The sequence below is a fragment of the Streptomyces justiciae genome (assembly GCF_015163075.1).
Taxonomy (GTDB): Bacteria; Actinomycetota; Actinomycetes; order Streptomycetales; family Streptomycetaceae; genus Streptomyces; species Streptomyces justiciae.
On the sequence record NZ_JADDXU010000017.1, the window covers coordinates 212,876 to 228,971 of the forward strand.

The 16,096-nt window shown below is 71.7% G+C and carries 17 protein-coding genes; 11 read left to right on the forward strand and 6 right to left on the reverse strand.

The features are described from left to right. Positions 1–50 precede the first annotated feature (50 nt). Positions 51–1,244, forward strand: a complete 1,194-nt coding sequence (gene tuf, locus IQ210_RS36950) for an elongation factor Tu (protein ID WP_194083604.1) — start codon at positions 51–53, stop codon at positions 1,242–1,244. A 6-nt stretch (positions 1,245–1,250) separates the two neighbouring features. Here the strand turns inward: tuf and IQ210_RS36955 are convergent, their stop codons facing one another. Together IQ210_RS36955 and IQ210_RS36960 are read right to left on the reverse strand one after the other, a co-directional pair. Beyond that, positions 1,251–1,631: an anti-sigma factor antagonist gene (locus tag IQ210_RS36955; RefSeq protein ID WP_194083605.1), complete on the reverse strand. Its 381-nt coding sequence runs from the start codon at positions 1,629–1,631 to the stop codon at positions 1,251–1,253. A gap of 206 nt (positions 1,632–1,837) precedes the next feature. Beyond that, positions 1,838–2,275: a MarR family winged helix-turn-helix transcriptional regulator gene (locus IQ210_RS36960; RefSeq protein WP_194083606.1), complete on the reverse strand. Its 438-nt coding sequence runs from the start codon at positions 2,273–2,275 to the stop codon at positions 1,838–1,840. A gap of 115 nt (positions 2,276–2,390) precedes the next feature. Here IQ210_RS36960 and IQ210_RS36965 point away from each other — a divergent pair, with 115 nt between their 5' ends. Both IQ210_RS36965 and IQ210_RS36970 read left to right on the forward strand, forming a co-directional pair. Continuing rightward, positions 2,391–3,845, forward strand: a complete 1,455-nt coding sequence (locus tag IQ210_RS36965) for an aldehyde dehydrogenase family protein (protein WP_194083607.1) — start codon at positions 2,391–2,393, stop codon at positions 3,843–3,845. Positions 3,846–3,885: 40 nt separating this feature from the next. Beyond that, a complete protein-coding gene (locus tag IQ210_RS36970; protein ID WP_194083608.1) occupies positions 3,886–4,992 on the forward strand; it encodes an NAD(P)-dependent alcohol dehydrogenase in 1,107 nt (368 codons plus the stop codon). Position 4,993: 1 nt separating this feature from the next. Here IQ210_RS36970 and IQ210_RS36975 read toward each other — a convergent pair whose 3' ends face one another. Next, positions 4,994–5,944, reverse strand: a complete 951-nt coding sequence (locus IQ210_RS36975) for an NADP-dependent oxidoreductase (protein WP_194083609.1) — start codon at positions 5,942–5,944, stop codon at positions 4,994–4,996. Positions 5,945–6,015: 71 nt separating this feature from the next. Between IQ210_RS36975 and IQ210_RS36980 the strand changes: the two genes are divergently transcribed. Then, the gene (locus tag IQ210_RS36980) at positions 6,016–6,972 is read left to right on the forward strand and encodes a GlxA family transcriptional regulator (protein WP_194083610.1); all 957 of its coding nucleotides are present in this window, start codon (positions 6,016–6,018) and stop codon (positions 6,970–6,972) included. 61 nt (positions 6,973–7,033) lie between these two features. Then, the gene (locus IQ210_RS36985; protein ID WP_194083611.1) at positions 7,034–7,885 is read left to right on the forward strand and encodes a hypothetical protein; all 852 of its coding nucleotides are present in this window, start codon (positions 7,034–7,036) and stop codon (positions 7,883–7,885) included. A gap of 4 nt (positions 7,886–7,889) precedes the next feature. Here the strand turns inward: IQ210_RS36985 and IQ210_RS36990 are convergent, their stop codons facing one another. Together IQ210_RS36990 and IQ210_RS36995 are read right to left on the reverse strand one after the other, a co-directional pair. Next, positions 7,890–8,447: a TetR/AcrR family transcriptional regulator gene (locus IQ210_RS36990; protein ID WP_194083612.1), complete on the reverse strand. Its 558-nt coding sequence runs from the start codon at positions 8,445–8,447 to the stop codon at positions 7,890–7,892. Next, entirely contained in the window at positions 8,444–8,806 is a 363-nt protein-coding gene (locus tag IQ210_RS36995) for a DUF1304 domain-containing protein (RefSeq protein WP_097271723.1), read from the reverse strand. Before IQ210_RS36995 ends, IQ210_RS36990 begins: the two co-directional genes overlap by 4 nt. Before the next feature lie 95 nt (positions 8,807–8,901). Here IQ210_RS36995 and IQ210_RS37000 point away from each other — a divergent pair, with 95 nt between their 5' ends. Next, positions 8,902–9,378: a GNAT family N-acetyltransferase gene (locus tag IQ210_RS37000; protein WP_194083613.1), complete on the forward strand. Its 477-nt coding sequence runs from the start codon at positions 8,902–8,904 to the stop codon at positions 9,376–9,378. Here the strand turns inward: IQ210_RS37000 and IQ210_RS48340 are convergent. Continuing rightward, positions 9,356–11,275, reverse strand: a complete 1,920-nt coding sequence (locus IQ210_RS48340) for a helix-turn-helix domain-containing protein (protein WP_322657587.1) — start codon at positions 11,273–11,275, stop codon at positions 9,356–9,358. The two genes, IQ210_RS37000 and IQ210_RS48340, sit on opposite strands and share 23 nt — an antisense overlap. A 330-nt stretch (positions 11,276–11,605) precedes the next feature. Here IQ210_RS48340 and IQ210_RS37010 point away from each other — a divergent pair, with 330 nt between their 5' ends. Genes IQ210_RS37010 through IQ210_RS37030 form a run of 5 tightly spaced genes read left to right on the forward strand, consistent with a single transcriptional unit; the run spans position 11,606 to position 15,948 of the window. After that, a complete protein-coding gene (locus tag IQ210_RS37010; protein WP_194083614.1) occupies positions 11,606–13,330 on the forward strand; it encodes an ATP-binding protein in 1,725 nt (574 codons plus the stop codon). A gap of 6 nt (positions 13,331–13,336) precedes the next feature. Next, entirely contained in the window at positions 13,337–13,747 is a 411-nt protein-coding gene (locus IQ210_RS37015; protein ID WP_109494137.1) for a roadblock/LC7 domain-containing protein, read from the forward strand. After that, complete coding sequence (locus IQ210_RS37020; protein ID WP_059194658.1) at positions 13,744–14,115, forward strand: DUF742 domain-containing protein; 372 nt, start codon at positions 13,744–13,746, stop codon at positions 14,113–14,115. Before IQ210_RS37015 ends, IQ210_RS37020 begins: the two co-directional genes overlap by 4 nt. Further along, on the forward strand, positions 14,096–14,701 hold the full coding sequence (locus tag IQ210_RS37025; protein ID WP_109494134.1) for a GTP-binding protein: 606 nt from the start codon (positions 14,096–14,098) through the stop codon (positions 14,699–14,701). The genes IQ210_RS37020 and IQ210_RS37025 overlap by 20 nt, the downstream gene beginning before the upstream one ends. Further along, on the forward strand, positions 14,698–15,948 hold the full coding sequence (locus IQ210_RS37030; protein ID WP_194083615.1) for a cytochrome P450: 1,251 nt from the start codon (positions 14,698–14,700) through the stop codon (positions 15,946–15,948). Before IQ210_RS37025 ends, IQ210_RS37030 begins: the two co-directional genes overlap by 4 nt. Positions 15,949–16,096 lie beyond the last annotated feature (148 nt).

Here is a 16,096-nt window from a genome sequence, read left to right on the forward strand (position 1 = left end):
AGGGAGAGCCGGGTTCGGCCCGGCGCCCCTCAGGTGACCTGGAGGCCCCAGTGGCGAAGGCGAAGTTCGAGCGGACCAAACCGCATGTGAACATCGGCACCATCGGTCACATCGACCACGGCAAGACCACGCTCACCGCGGCCATCACGAAGGTGCTGCACGACAGGTTTCCCGACCTGAACCCGTTCACGCCCTTCGACCAGATCGACAAGGCGCCCGAGGAGCGGCAGCGCGGCATCACCATCTCGATCGCCCACGTCGAGTACCAGACGGAAGCCCGGCACTACGCGCACGTCGACTGCCCGGGCCACGCCGACTACATCAAGAACATGATCACCGGCGCGGCCCAGATGGACGGGGCGATCCTCGTCGTCGCCGCCACCGACGGGCCGATGCCGCAGACCAAGGAACACGTCCTGCTGGCCCGGCAGGTGGGCGTGCCGTACATCGTCGTCGCCCTCAACAAGACCGACATGGTGGACGACGAGGAGATCCTGGAGCTGGTCGAGCTGGAGGTGCGCGAGCTGCTCACCGAGTACGAGTTCCCCGGCGACGACGTCCCCGTCGTACAGGTCTCCGCGCTCAAGGCGCTGGAGGGCGACGAGCGGTGGGCGCAGTCGGTGCTCGAGCTGCTGGACGCGGTGGACACGGCGGTGCCGGAGCCGCAGCGGGACGTGGACAAGCCGTTCCTGATGCCGATCGAGGACGTCTTCACGATCACCGGGCGCGGGACCGTCGTCACCGGCCGGATCGAGCGCGGTGTCCTGCACGTCAACAAGGAGGTCGAGATCATCGGCATCCACGAGACGAAGACGAAGACCACCGTCACCGGCATCGAGATGTTCCGCAAGCTCCTCGACGAGGGCCGGGCCGGGGAGAACGTCGGGCTGCTGCTGCGCGGCATCAAGCGGGAGGACGTCGAGCGCGGGCAGGTCGTCATCCAGCCGGGCTCGGTCACCCCGCACAAGGAGTTCGAGGCGCGCGCGTACATCCTGTCCAAGGACGAGGGCGGCCGGCACACGCCGTTCTTCGACAACTACCGCCCGCAGTTCTACTTCCGCACCACCGACGTCACCGGGGTCGTGACGCTGCCCAAGGGCACCGAGATGGTCATGCCGGGCGACAACACGACGATGAACGTGCAGCTGATCCAGCCCGTCGCCATGGAGGAGGGGCTGAAGTTCGCCATCCGTGAGGGCGGGCGGACCGTCGGCGCAGGTCAGGTCACCAAGATCCTCAAATAGGCGCGGTCACAGCGACCCGGACGTGGCCTCGGACTGTCCCAGGGCCGCGTCCAGCGTCGCGTGCGGCGGCAGTAATCGGTGCAGGCCGGTGACCTTCATGATGCGCAGGGTGAGGGGGTGGGCGCAGACCAGGTGCAGCTGCCCGTCGTGGTCGAGCACCCTGCTGCGGGCGCGGTAGAGCAGCCGTAGGCCGGAGCAGTCGAAGAACTCCACCTGGCGCAGGTCGATCACGACCCGGGAGTGGTCGCGCCCGGTCTCCCGGTCCAGATGCGGGACGATCTCCAGGGCGGCGGCGATGTCGATCTCGCCGCGGAACTCCAGCACCGTGTGTCCCCGGTCCTGGCGGACGCGCAGGTGCCGACCGATCGGTGCAGGTTCCTGCTGCACGACGACATCGCCTCCAACCGGCCCTTCGAGTGACGGGGTGCAGGTCACCGGGGGCTGGGGTGACGTCGTGCGGCGAGCGTACGAGCTACCGCCGTGTCACCGTGCCCGGAGTGCGTGCAAGTTCTTTCCCCGCCCTGCAAGTTACCCTCGATGGAGTGAATTTGAGCATGTTCGATTGACATATGTCTGTGAATTGCGACCCAGCCTCAGGACAGGGCGTGCCACGCGCGGGACAGGGCCTGGCGGAACTGCTCGGTCTGGTGCGCGGTGAGGTCCCGGACCATCCGCTCCTCCAGCTCGCGGACCGGCTCCTCGTGCCGCGCGAGCAGTGCGCGCCCGGCGTCGGTCAGCAGGATCAGCAGCTCCCGGCGATTGCGCGGATTGCGCTCCCGGCGCACCAGCTCGCGGTTCTCCAGTGACCGGACGAGATCGGCGATCGACTGGGCCGTGACGAACGAGTCGCGGGCCAGCTGTGCGGCCGAGAGTCCGTCGTGCCGCTCCAGGACGGTCAGCGCGGTGTACTGCAACGCCGTGATCCCGGACGGTCTGACCAGCTCGTCCAGGTGGGAACGGACCACGAGCTCCACTTGTTTGACCATGTAGAGCAGGGACGGGGGCGCCTTGGTCGCCTGGGTGTCGAGCATGAGTTCAGCCTAGAGCATTGACAGGAATCCTGTCTGTAATGAGACTGCGGACCATGACGCGGACCAACAGGAATCCTGTTGGTTGAAATCTTGGCAATGAGGCTGAGGAGTGGCGATGACCACCTTCGAGATCGAACCCGGGCGGCTGTTCATCGGGGGACAGTGGCGCGAGGCCGCCGACGGGGCCCGCACCGAGGTGGTCGACCCGTCGCGGGGCGCGGTCGTCACCACCGTCGCCGAGGCGGGCGCCGCCGACGTCGACGCGGCCGTGCGCGCCGCGCGGAAGGCCTACGACGACGGCTCCTGGTCCGGACTCAGCGGCCGGGAGCGCGGCCGGGTGCTGCACCGCGTCGCCGAGCTCATCCGGGAGAACGCCGACGACATCGCCCGCCTGGAGAGCCTCGACGTCGGCAAGCCGATCACCCTCGCCCACGCCGTCGACGTCACCAACGCGGCCAACGACTACGAGCACTTCGCCGCCCTCGCCCACTCCCTGCACGGCTCCCACCGCGACACCCCGATGAACGCCCTCGCCTACACCCGGCGCGAGCCGCTCGGCGTGGTCGCCGCGATCACCCCGTTCAACTTCCCGCTGATCCTGGCCGGTTCGAAGATCGCCCCGGCGCTCGCGGCCGGCAACACGGTCGTGCACAAGCCCGCCGACGAGACCCCGCTCAGCGCGCTCTACATGGCCGAGCTGTTCCAGCGGGCCGGTGTCCCCGACGGCGTGGTCAACGTCGTCACCGGTGCCGGACCGGTCGCCGGCGAGGCGCTGCTGCGGCACAGCGGCGTCGACAAGATCGCCTTCACCGGCTCCACCGCGGTGGGCCGGCACGCCGCGAGCGTCGCCGGTGAGAACCTCAAGCCCGTCACCATGGAGCTGGGCGGCAACGCGGCCCACATCGTCTTCGAGGACGCCGACCTCGAGCAGGCCGTCGGCGCGATCATCAAGGCCTTCGTCTTCAACTCCGGCCAGTTCTGCATGGGCGGCCCCCGGCTGCTGGTCGCCCGCTCCGTCTACAGCACCCTCCTCGGCATCCTCGAACAGGCCGTCCCCGGTGTGCCGTTGGGCGATCCGCGGCAGCCGGAGACGGTCGTCGGCCCGATGGCGGGGGAGAAGCACCTCAAGAAGGTCGAGGAATACGTCGAACTCGCCCGCAAGGAAGGCGGCCGCATCGTCTGCGGCGGCGAACGCCTCGACCTGGACGGCGGCTACTACTACAAACCCACGGTCGTCGCCGACCTCCCGAACGACTCCCGGGTGATCCAGGAGGAGATCTTCGGCCCGGTCCTGACCGTGCAGCCCTTCGACTCCGAGGACGAGGCCGTCGCCCTCGCCAACTCCACGCCGTACGGCCTGGCTTCGGGCGTCCAGACCAGCAACCTCGCCCGCGCCCACCGCGTCGCCGACCGGCTCCAGGCGGGCATCGTCTGGGTCAACGACTGGGCGATGCTCGACCCCGCGGTCCCCTTCGGCGGCGTCAAGGACTCCGGTTTCGGCCGTGAGTACGGCCCCGAGGCGCTCGCCTCCTACACCAAGGTCAAGTCCGTCGTCGTGTCGCTCGGCTGAACCGTCCCGAACCGGCTGCAAAGACAAGGGAGTTCGTACGATGTCCATCCCCACCCGCGCCGCGGTCGTCGAGTCCGGCGGGGCGCCCTTCACCCTCGCCGACGTCGAGCTGGACGAGCCGGGGCCCCGCGAGGCGGTCGTCCGCATGGTGGCCACCGGGCTGTGTCACACCGACCTCGGGGTCGCGAGCGGCGGCCTGCCCTTCCCGCTGCCCGGGGTGCTCGGCCACGAGGGCGCCGGGGTCGTCGAGGCCGTGGGCCCGGCCGTCACCGGTGTCGCGCCGGGCGACCATGTCGTGCTGTCGTTCACGTCCTGCGGCGCCTGCCGCAACTGCGACGGCGGCCACCCGGCGTACTGCGCGACCTGGCTGCCGCTCAACCTCATCGGTGGCCGGCGGGCCGACGGCAGCAGCACCATCAGCCGCGGCGGCGAACCGCTGGGCGGCCACTTCTTCGGCCAGTCCTCGTTCGCCGAACGGGCGTTGGTGGACGAGCGCAGCCTCGTCAAGGTCGACCCCGAGGTGCCGCTGACGTCGATCGCCCCGCTGGGCTGCGGGGTGCAGACCGGTGTCGGCGCGGTGTGGAACGTACTGAAGCCGGTCACCGGCAGCACGGTCGTCGTCCTCGGCGCCGGCGCCGTCGGACTCTCCGCGGTCATGGCCGCCGCCCTGACCCCCGCCACGACGGTCGTCGCCGTCGACCGGGTCGGCGAACGCCTTGCGCTGGCACGGGAGTTGGGCGCCACCCATGTGGTGAACGCCGGTGACGACGACCTCGGCAAGGCCCTCGCCGAGATCACCGGCGGCCAGGGGGCCGACGGGGTCGTCGAGACCACGGGCAACGTCGGTGTGCTCCGCCAGGGCGTCGACGCGCTCGGCGCCCGCGGCACCCTGGTCGTCGTCGGCGCCCCGCCGTTCGGCACCGAAGTCGCCCTGGACGTCAACGGGTTGCTCGGCGGCAAGAGGGTCGTCGGTCTGACCCTCGGCGACGCGGAGACGCAGTCCTTCATCCCCGCCCTGGTCCGGCTGGTGAAGGAGGGACGGCTGCCGCTGCACCGCCTGATCAGCACGTACGCGTTCGCGGACATCGACCAGGCGGTGCGGGACATGGGCACGGGCAAGGCGATCAAGCCCGTGCTGACCTTCTGAGTCAGTCCGTCACCAGGACCAGCTTCCCCGTGGTCCGGCCGGTGTCGCCGAGGGCGTGCGCCTCGGCGGCGTCGGCCAGCGGGAAGGTGCCGGCGATCGTGGGACGCAGCTTCCCCGCCTCGACCAGTTCCGCGATCGCCGTCATCCCGCTGTGGGAGGCGTCGACCAGCATGCGCAGCGCCCGCACGCCGAGCCGCTCGGCCTCCTCGTAGAACTCGTCCGAACCCACCGGCAGGATCGACACCACGAGCCCGCCCGGCCGCAGCACCCGCAGCGAGCGCACGGACGTCTCACCGCCGATGGTGTCCAGGACGACGTCGACGTCCTTGACCGCCTCGGCGAAGTCCGCCTCCCGGTAGTCGATCGTCTCGTCCACGCCGAGACCGCGCAGGAACTCGTGCTTGCCCGCGCTCGCGGTACCGATCACATACGCGCCCCGCGCCTTGGCGATCTGCGCCGCCACATGCCCGACACCGCCGGCCGCCGCGTGGATCAGCACCCGCTGCCCCGGCTGTACGTCGGCGTACTCCACCAGCGCCTGCCAGGCGGTCAGCGACACCAGCGGCAGCGCCCCCGCCTCGGTGTGGTCGATCGAGGCCGGCTTGTGCGCGAAGGTGCGCGCCGGGGCGGTGACGTACTCGGCGTGCGAACCGTGGCCGTACGGGTACGACAGCATGCCGAACACCTCGTCGCCGGGCTTGAACCGGGCGACGCCGATGCCGACGGCCTCGACCACGCCGGAGACGTCCCAGCCCAGGACGAAGGGCGGCTCGCCCAGGAAGCCGCCGGTGGCGCGGTGCTTCCAGTCGGTGGGGTTGACCCCGGCGGCCCGGACCCGGACCAGTACCTCGTTGGCGCGCGGCTCGGGCCGCTCCACCTCGATCTCCTTCAGGACCTCGGGACCGCCGAGGACGTCCTGGCTGATGGCTCGCATCGTCTTCACAGTGCTCATGGTCAACCAGCCTGCCGGGGGCCGCCTCCACGGAAAATGGCATGATTGCCAAGCTTCGATAGAATCGTGCCATGAGTGCGCAGCGGCGGGTCGAACGAGTCGTGGTCCTGGCCCTGGAGGGCGTCTACCCCTTCGAGCTGGGTATCCCCAGCCGGATCTTCGGCGCCGCCGACGGGCACTACGAGGTGCTGACGTGCAGCGTCGACGGCCGGCCGGTTCGCAGCAACGCGGACTTCACGATCGGTGTCGAACACGGCCCGGAGATCCTGGCCACGGCCGACACCGTGGTGGTCGCCTCCATGGCCCCGGCCCACATCCCCGCCGAGCTGCCCGCCGAGGTCGCCGCGGCGCTCGCGCTGATCCGCCCGGACGCCCGCGTCGTGTCCATCTGCACCGCCGCCTTCGTGCTGGCCGCGGCGGGCCTCCTCGAAGGCCGCCGGGCCACCACGCACTGGCAGGTGACCGAGGCCTTCCGGCGGCTCCACCCGGACGTCGAGCTGGACCCGGACGTCCTGTTCGTCCACGACGGCCGCATCCTCACCTCGGCCGGCGCCGCCTCCGGCGTGGACGTCTGCCTGCACATCGTCCGCACCGACCACGGCAGCGAACTGGCCAACGCGGTGGCCCGGCGCTGCGTCGTGCCGCCCTTCCGGGACGGCGGCCAGGCCCAGTACATCGAGCAGCCGGTCCCGCAGAGCGGCGCCGCGAGCACCGCCGCCACCCGCGCCTGGGCCCTGGAGCGCCTCGACGAGCCCCTCGCCCTGACCGACCTCGCCGCCCACGCCCGGATGAGCCTGCGCACCTTCGCCCGCCGCTTCCACGACGAGGTGGGCCTCAGCCCAGGCCGCTGGCTGATCCAGCAGCGCGTGGCCCGCGCCCGCCATCTCCTGGAGTCCAGCGACCTGTCGGTGGACCAGATCGCCGGCCAGGTCGGCTTCGCCACCGGCGCCTCACTGCGCCAGCACCTGCACGCGGCGATCGGAGTGTCGCCGCAGGCGTACCGGCGTACGTTCCAGGCGGCGCGCTGAACGTTTCCCCGCGCTGCCGCGTCGGAGGAACGGAACCACGGCGGGTGAACAGGGGTGGGGGATGCGCAGAGGACTCGTGGCACTGACGGCACTGCTCGGGGTGGCGGCCGTGGCGTGCGGGACGGAAAAAGGGGACCTGGTCGTCACCGGCACGGCTCCGCCCACGCCCTACAGCGGCCCGCTGTACATCCCGGCCAAGGACTGGGACGAGGAGAAGGACGACCGGTCCGACCTCGTGAACACCGGCGCCGCGGCCCGCGCCCTGGAGTGCGACTGGCCGATCGACACCGCCGGCGGCAGCGAGCCGTGGAGCGAGGGCGACGGAGGAGAGACACCGGAGGAAGGGCTCAAGGCGTACTTCGACATCGAGCAGCCCGGCGTGCCGCAGGAGGGCTACCGGGTGGAGCGGAAGGAGGGCGGGCGCGTCCTGTTCTCCTACGACGTCGGGGGCCGCACCAAGGTGGCGGTCATCGTCGCCAAGGACCAGAAGAACAGGCCCGGTTGGGGGCCGGAGACCAGCGCCGCCTGCGATCCCGCCGAGTTCGAGCCGAGTTTCACCGACTCCCAGGAGTACGAGATCTGGACGAACCGCGACGGCAAGCGGGTGCCGCTCACCGTCATCAACAGCTCGGTCGGCCCCGCCCACTGCGACTGGCAGGAGGCGCACTTCCTGGGCCTGGGCGAGGGCAGGGGCCACAAGATCTACGCCCGCGATCCGCACGGGGTGCTCGGCAGCGACATGCTGGCGACGCCCTACGACGGAGACGTCCGCCTGCCCGCCGACGCCGAGGACACCGGATACCGCCGGGGGGACTGGCAGTTGTGGCTGACGGCCGACAAGGGCACGGCGTACGTCCGTACCCCCGACGGCGTGGAGGCCTGGCCGCGGGTGAAGGGCAAGCTCTGCGCCTGATCCGTCACCGGCTGGCGTGCAGGGCGACCAGCAACTGCCAGACCTGGTCGGCGATGTGACCCGCGTCGCCGTCCAGAAGGCCGTGCAGCCAGTCGGCCAGCACCCCGGCGAACGTGGCGGCGACCGCCGAGGCCACCAGCGGGGCGTCCGCGGCGCCCGCCAGTTCGCGCTCGCGCAGGCTGTAGGCGCGCAGGTCCCGGTGCAGCACCCGGCCCAGCGGGCCGCCGCCGCCCGGGCTCAGCAGGGCCCGGTACAGCCCGGCGTGCGGGGCGAGCGAGGCGAAGAACTCCGGGAGCGCGGGCGGCGCGTGCACCGGGTCGGGCCGGCCGCGCCAGGCGTGCAGCGCCTCCACGGCCTCGCGTACGACATCGGCGCAGGCGTCGACGGCCAGGGCCTCCAGGCCGTCGTAGTGGACGTAGAACGTGGCCCGGCCGACCCCCGCCCGGCGCACCAGGGCGGCCACGCCGACCTCCGCGAGCGGGCGTTCGGCGCACTCGGCGAGCAGGGCCCGGCGCAGTTTCTCGCGGGTGCGAGCCGCCCGCGGGTCCTCGGCGGCCGTCACCGCGCCAGCAGGACCGCGCCCAGCGCCAGCGCACCGGGCAGGGCCTGCGCGACGAGGATGCGGACGTTGGCGGTGACCGCGCCGTACACGCCGGCCACGATCACGCAGGACAGGAAGAAAACCTGGGCGCGGAAGCCGGTCGGGTCGGCGGCGATCAGGCCCCAGACCAGTCCGGCCGCGAGAAAGCCGTTGTAGAGGCCCTGGTTGGCGGCCATCGCGGCGGTGGCCTTGGCCATGTCCCGGTCGAAGCCGTGGAAGCGCATCCCGGGCTTCTTCTGCCACAGGAACATCTCCATCACCAGGATGTACGCGTGCAGCGCGGCCACCAGGCCCACCAGAACGTTCGCGACGGCTTCCATGATCTCCCTCGGGGCGTGGACCTGTTTGCTGGACAGGTGTCCACTATAGCTGGACAGGTGTCCAGGATGTCACCGACGGCCGCTAGGGTGCGGGCATGAATGATCAGGACGTGATCGTGCGGTGGGCCCGCACGGAGGACCTACCGGGACTCGTCGCCTCCAGTGCGGGGCTCTTCGCGGAGGACGGCGGCACCCGGGACGCGACGATCAACGTCGACTGGCCCCGGGAGCACGGCGCCGAGTCGTTCGCCGCGGCCATCGAGGACCCGACGCGGCTGGTGCTCGTGGTCGACCACGGGGGACAGGTGGTCGGGCATCTGATGGGCGCGGTGACCGGGCCGACGGACAAACGGCTGGTCAGCTCGGCCACGCTGATCAGCATGTACGTCCGCCCGGCGCACCGGCGGGCCCGGGCCGGGGCGCGCCTGATGGGGAAGTTTCTCGCCTGGGCCAAGGGTGCGGGTGCCGAGCAGGTCGAGGTGACCGCCTACGCCGCCAACACGGACGCCATCCGCTTCTACGAACGCAACGGATTCGGTCCGCAGTTGCTCACTCTGCGCCGGACCCTCTGACGCCCCGGCGCAGTTGCAGCGCCCGCAGCGCCAGCATCATCTCGAACTGGGCCGCGGGGTCCTGCAGTTGGTCTCCGAACAGCTCGTCCAGCTGGCGCATGCGGTAGCGCACCGTCTGCGGGTGCACCGCGAGCCGGACGGCGACCTCGCTGGCGTTGTGGCCGGAGCTCAGCCAGCTGAGCAACGTCTCCGCGAGGCGCTCGCGCTGCGGTGGCCGTACCTGCTCCAGTGGACGCAGCCGGCGTTCGGCCATGGCGTCGACGAGGGCGTCGTCGCGCAGCAGCAGAAGGGTGGCCAAGTGGTCCTGGCAGCGCACCATTTCGGCGTCCCACAGCACACCCCGGCGCACCAGCTCCAGCGCCTCGGACGCCCAGCGCAACGACCGCGCGCCCTCCTGCAGCGACACCGTCGGCCCCATCGCCGCCCGCAGCCCCTGCAACGCCCCGGCCACCGCCCGCGCCCGCCCCGGCCCCTCGGGATCGGGCACCACCAGCACAGCGGGCTCCACATCGAACCGACCGAGAAACTCGGGCGGCACGATGGGCCCACGCGCCGGGAAGGCCGGGTTCGGGGCGGGGCCGTGCGCCGACGACGACGGCCTTCCCCCGGCCCCGCTCCCCGAGGGAGCTGCCTTGGGGGCCGGCCCGCCCGTCGACGGGGATGTTCTGTGGACTGGCCCGCCCGTCGACGGCGATGACCTGGTGGCCGGCTCGCCCGTCGATGGCGATGATCTCTGGACCGGCCCGCCCATCGGGGGTGTTGACCCCGGGGCAGGCCTCCCTGGCGGCGGTGATGACCTGCTGGCCGCCCCGCCCGTCGAGGCCGAAGCCCTGGGGCCCTGCCCGCCCATCGCCGCCGAAGTCCTCGGGCTCTGCCTGCCCGTCGACGGCGAGTGCTTCGGGTCTGGTCCGCCGGGGGACGTGGACGGGCTCGGGTCCGGCCCGCCCGTCGGGGTTGTCGACCTCGGAGCGGGGTCGCTGGGCGGCGGTGGGGACTTCGGGTCCGGCCGGCCCGTCGACGCCGAAGGCCTCGGGCTCTGCCCGTCCGTCGACGGCGAGCGCCTCGGGTCCGGGCCGCCGGGGGGCGGTGCGGACTTCGGGTCCGGCCGCCCGGCCGTTGTCGGCGATGATCTCGCGACCGGCCCGGTCGTCGGTGTCGGTGGGTGCGTCGCGGAGCCGGTAGCCGGCGATGGCCTCATGGCGGTTCCGGCCGGCGTCGGCCAGGGCGGGGTGGTCGGAGGGGGTGGTGGTTGTGGGGTGTAGTCGATCGCCACCACCGCTAGGGACTTCGGTACCGGCCAGCGGGCGCTGTGTGCCAGTTCCGCGATGGCCTCCGGTGACGCCGGTGGGTCGGCGGTCAGCAGGTCGATCAGGCGCATGCGGCGCTGCTGGAGCTCGCCGGCGGCGTGCAGGCGGGCCTCGGTGTACCCGGCGGTCGTCGCCGCGGCCATCTCGTCCAGGTGCAGGAACAGCGCCTCGCCGAACGCGCCCAGTACGTTGCGCGGCAGCAGATCGGCGTCCACCAGCGCGTTCACCCGGCGCCACGTCACGCGCGCACCGAGCCGGAGCGCCGACTGGAAGGAGTCCAGGCTGCGCCCCTCCTCCGCCTCTCCGCGCCCGATCCGCTGGTAGGTCTCCTGCACCGGCTCCCAGTCGCTGTCCGGTTTCGCCATCCGCTCCAGGAACCCCCGCAGCGCATGGTCCACACCCCGGTGCACCCCCTGCATGTACGTGTCGTCCGCGGGACGCGCGTACTCGGGGATCTCGGTTCTGATCGCCCGTACGACCTCCTCGGTGATGTCGGCGAAGAACGGTCTGAGGTGATGGTGCAGATCCGGGGGCAGCTCCGCGAACGGACCGCCCCCGTCGTCGGTCACCATGGCGGCTCTCTTCGACACGATGGCGACGATACCCATCAGTAATACGTCAGGGCTTATCAGCGACGGACAGGCGCGGGGTGCCGATTTGTCGCCCGATGACAACGTCCGTTTTCACAACTGTGCTGGTCAGTATGGGCATTTGTCGACTGTTCGATACTGGCTGAGCGTGACGGAACCCTCACCTCCGGCGCGCCGTGAGGTTGATCCTTTCGCGTTCAAACCCGATAAGCTCCCCTGCGGCGCTGCGAGTTGACTCGGTCGCGATCGGTCGTCTCGCGGTGCGCATTGGACAGTGCGCTCCCCCCTTGCACACCCCCCTGTTCGATCGTGTTGCCTCGAAGGATGCAGATGGAACTCGCCACTCCGCCGCCGGCGGCGCGGGCCCCGGTCGCCTGGTACAGCTGGTGGCTGATGCCGCTGGCCTTAGGAGGCGGGACGGTTGCCGCCACGTTCATGAGCTCGGAGCGAATAACCGCGGCCGTCGTCGGCGCCGCCGCCACCGCGGCGAGCTCGGTGTGCGTCCGGCTCCTGGTCCGCACCCGCAAGCAGCTCCACCGGGCCGAGAGCGGCTTCCGCAGCTCGCAGGCCGAGCACTCCCAGCAGTGGCAGCAGCATGTCGCGGGCCTGGAGCGGAAGTTCGCCGCCGAGCACGCCGCCCAGGACGCCCGGCTCGCCGACCAGGCCGCGGGCTACGAGGAGCGGCTCGCCGAGCAGGTCGCCGGCTATGAGGACCGGCTCGCCGAGCAGGCCCGCGCCTACGAGGAGCGGCTGACCGACCAGGCCGCGTCGTACGAGGCGCAGCTCGCCGACCAGGCCGCGGTCTGGCAGGAGCAGCTGGCCCACCAGCTCTCCGCCGTCGCCCGGCTCGCCGACGAGCAGCTGCCCGAGGCGCTGGAGCAACTGCGCGCCGGTGACGCCGTCGACGACCTGCTGCCGGCCACCAACCAGTGCGCCAAGGTGAGTTCGGAGCTCCAGGCCGAGCTGCGCAAGGTCCTGCGGACCGCGCTCATCGGCGTGGAGCGCGAGTTCGACCGGTCCACCGCCGCCGAGCAGGCCGTCATCGGTATCGGCAACCGCATCCACGTGCTGACCAGCAAGCTGCGCGGCCGGCTGCACGAGATGCAGGGCGAGCACGGCCGGCTGCCGTCCGTGGCCCGGGGACTCATGGAACTCGACCAGGAGATCGGCCCCGCCGACTGTCTCGCCGCCAGCATCGGCGTGCTGGGCGGCTCGGACCGGCCCGGCCGGCAGTGGCAGGAACCGCAGCGGCTGCTCAGCGTGGTCCGCGGCGGCATCGGCCGGATCAAGGACTTCCACCGGGTCGACGTACGCCAGCTGCCCGAACTCGGCGTCGACGGCGGTCTGGTGGACCACCTCACGCTGATCTTCGCCCACCTCCTCGACAACGCGGCCCGCTACTCGCCGCCCACCGAGCCGGTGCTCGTCTCCGGCAAGGAGGTGCCGAACGGCGTCGGCATCGAGATCCAGGACTCCGGCAAGGGCCTGAGCGAGGAGAAGAAGCGCGAGGCCGAGCAGGCCCTCGCCGGCACCGGCTCCGGTCCCGGACTCGGCGGTGTCTCCGAGGACGCCACCATCGGCCTGCGGGTCGTCGGCATCCTCGCCCGTCGCTACGGCATCCGCGTCACCTTCGCGGACTCGCCCTGGCTCGGCACCTCGGTGGTCGTGGTGGTCCCGCACAAGTACTTCAGCCCGCTGCCCACGACGGCACCGGTGGTGCAGGCCTCCGCCCCGGCCCCCGTCAGGGAGGAGACCCCGACGCCCCCGGCCGCCCCGGCGGAGACCGTCGAGGTCGGCGAGACCGCGGAGACCACGCCCGGCGGACTGCCCCGGCGCAGAAGCAGACGGACCGAGGAGGCCCGGCACCAGCCGGGCGAGCGCACCGAGCGGACCCAGGAGGAGACGCCCGCCGTCGCCGCCGTCCCGCCGGACGCGTCCTTCGCCGGCCTGGCCGCCTTCGCCACCGCCGGACGCGAGTCCGACCCGGACCGGGGCAGCGCCGCCCCGGCCGACGGCCGCGAGTCCACCGAGCACCGCACTGAAGAGAGCGACTGAGTCGACATGACGCAACAGGGAACCGACGTGAGCTGGGCGCTCCGCGATCTCGTGGAGTCCATCCCGGAGATCCGTTTCGCCCTCGTGGCCTCCAGCGACGGCAAGGCCATCACCTCCTTCGGCGCCGAGGACCCCGACGACGTGGACCGCTTCGCGGCGGTGGTGGCCGGCCTGCAGGCGCTGGCCCAGCCGGTCGCGGAGCAGTTCCCCAAGTACGCGGGGCAGCTGCGGCTGGCGATGATCGAGGTCGACGGCGGCCACCTCTTCGTCGTCCGCGCGGGCGTGGAGACGTATCTCGGCGTGCTCGCCCGGGAAGGCCTCGACCAGGGCCTGCTCGGGCACCAGATGAGGGACCTGGCCCGCAGGATGGGCGAGCTCCTCGGCACCACTCCGCGGCTGGAGGAGCACTCTGCATGAGTGCTCCCCGCCGGCCCACGGACCCGTCCGGTCTCGAGCGTTATTACGTCCTCACCGGAGGACGTAGCGGACCGGGCGGTTCGGCGTCGAGTCTCGACGTGGCGACCCTCATCGTCTCCCGCACCGCCCCCGCCCCGGGGATGCAGCACGAGCACGAGGAGATCCTCCGGCGCTGCCGTGATCCGCTGTCGGTCGCCGAACTCGGCGCCCACCTCGGATTGCCGTTCAACATTCTCGCGGTGCTGCTGGCGGACCTGCTGGAGGCAGACCGCGTGGAAGCCCGTGACCCCATCCCGGCGCACGACGCCCGCCGCGGGCCCGACCTCGCGCTGCTTGAGGAGGTACTCAGTGGACTTGAAAGGCTTTGACCACCCCGGCGGGCCGGGTGGCGAGGGCACCCGCTCGGTGAAGGTGATGATCGCCGGCGGCTTCGGCACCGGGAAGACCACGATGGTCCGCTCGGTCAGCGACATCAAGCCGCTGACCACCGAGGAGACCCTCACCCAGGCCAGCGCCGACGTCGACCACCTGATCGGCGTCGCGGAGAAGACGGAGACCACCGTCAGCCTGGACTTCGGCAAGATCAGCCTCAACGACAGCCTGATGCTGTACCTGTTCGGCACCCCCGGCCAGGAGCGGTTCTGGTTCCTGTGGAACGGGCTGTTCAAGGGCGCGCTCGGCGCGGTCGTGCTGGTCGACACCCGCAGGCTCGCCTCCAGCTTCCGGGCGATCGAGGAGATGGAGCGGCAGAACGTCCCCTTCGTCGTCGCCCTGAACGTCTTCCCGGACTCCAAGGACTACCCGGTCGAGGAGATCCGCGACGCCCTCGACATCCCCGAGCACATTCCGGTCGTGGCCTGCGACGCCCGCGACCGGGCCTCCAGCCGGGACGTACTGGTCACCCTGATACGTCACTTGAAGGACCGCTCCGCCGTCGCTCTGGAGTCCCGATGACCGAACAGCCCTTAAACGGCGCCGACACCCCGCGCGGCTGCCCCGTCGCCCACGGCGGAGCCGACGTCGCCCGGCTGTACGGGCCGGAGGCGGCGACCGATCCGCAGGGGATCTACGAGCGGCTGCGCAAGGAGCACGGCTCGGTCGCGCCGGTGCTGCTGGAGGGCGACGTGCCCGCGTGGCTGGTCCTCGGCTACCGGGACAACCGGCGGGTGCTCGACAACCCGCGGCAGTTCAGCCGGGACGCGCGGATCTGGCGGGACTGGCGCGAGGGGCACATCCCGGAGACGCACCCGCTGATCCCGATGGTCGGCTGGCGGCCCGACTGCATCTCCCAGGACGGCGAACCGCACCGCCGGCTGCGCGGCGCGGTCACCGACGGGCTGCTCGCGGCGTCGAGCCGCGGTGTGCGGCGCCATGCCACGTTCTTCGCGAACAAGCAGATCGACGCGTTCGCCGACACCGGGCGCGCCGACCTGGTCGCCGACTACGCCGAGTACCTGCCGATGCTCGTACTCACCCGCATCCTGGGCCTTCCCATGGCGGAAGGGCGGCGTCTGGTCGAGTCGTGCGCCCAGGTCCTCAAGGGTGGCGAGGGCGCCCTGGAGCACAACGGGCGGATCATGCAGATCCTCTCCGAACTCGCCGAGCGCAAGCGGGCCGAGCCGGGCTCCGACTTCGCCACGGCCCTCATCCAGCACCCGGCCGGCCTCGACCACGACGAGGTCGTCAGCCATCTGCGTCTGGTGCTGATCGCCGCGCACACCACCACCAGCAACCTGCTGGCCCGGGTGCTGCAACTGGTCCTCACCGACGCCGGCCGGCTGTCGGGTCTGGTCAGCGGGCAGCTGAACATCTCCTCCGTGGTGGAGGAGGTCATGTGGGACACCCCGCCGCTGTCCGTGCTGCCGGGCCGGTTCGCGGCCTCCGACCTGGAACTGGGCGGCCATCACATCCAGGAGGGCGAACTGCTGATCCTGGGTCTGGCCGCCGGGAACGTCGATCCGGAGGTACGGCCCGACGCGGCCGTCACCGTGCAGGGCAACCAGGCGCACCTGGCGTTCAGCTCCGGACCGCACGAATGCCCGGGGCAGAACATCGGCCAGTCCATCATCGAGATCGGCGTGGACGTCCTGCTGCACCGGCTGCCGGGCCTGCGGCTGGCCGTGCCGGCGGAGGAGCTCTCCTCGACCGCCTCCACCTGGGAGTCCCGGCTCGACAGCCTGCCGGTGGAGTTCTCCGTCTGACACCACGGCCGTCCGACGCCACCCCCCGGCCCGGGGGGGGGGGGGGGGGGGGGGGGGTTGGGGGGGTGGGGGGGGGGGCGGGGGCCCCCAACGGCCGGTGGGGACGTAACATGAGGGTCCCAGTGGATCGGGGGCGGGGGGGGGAGAG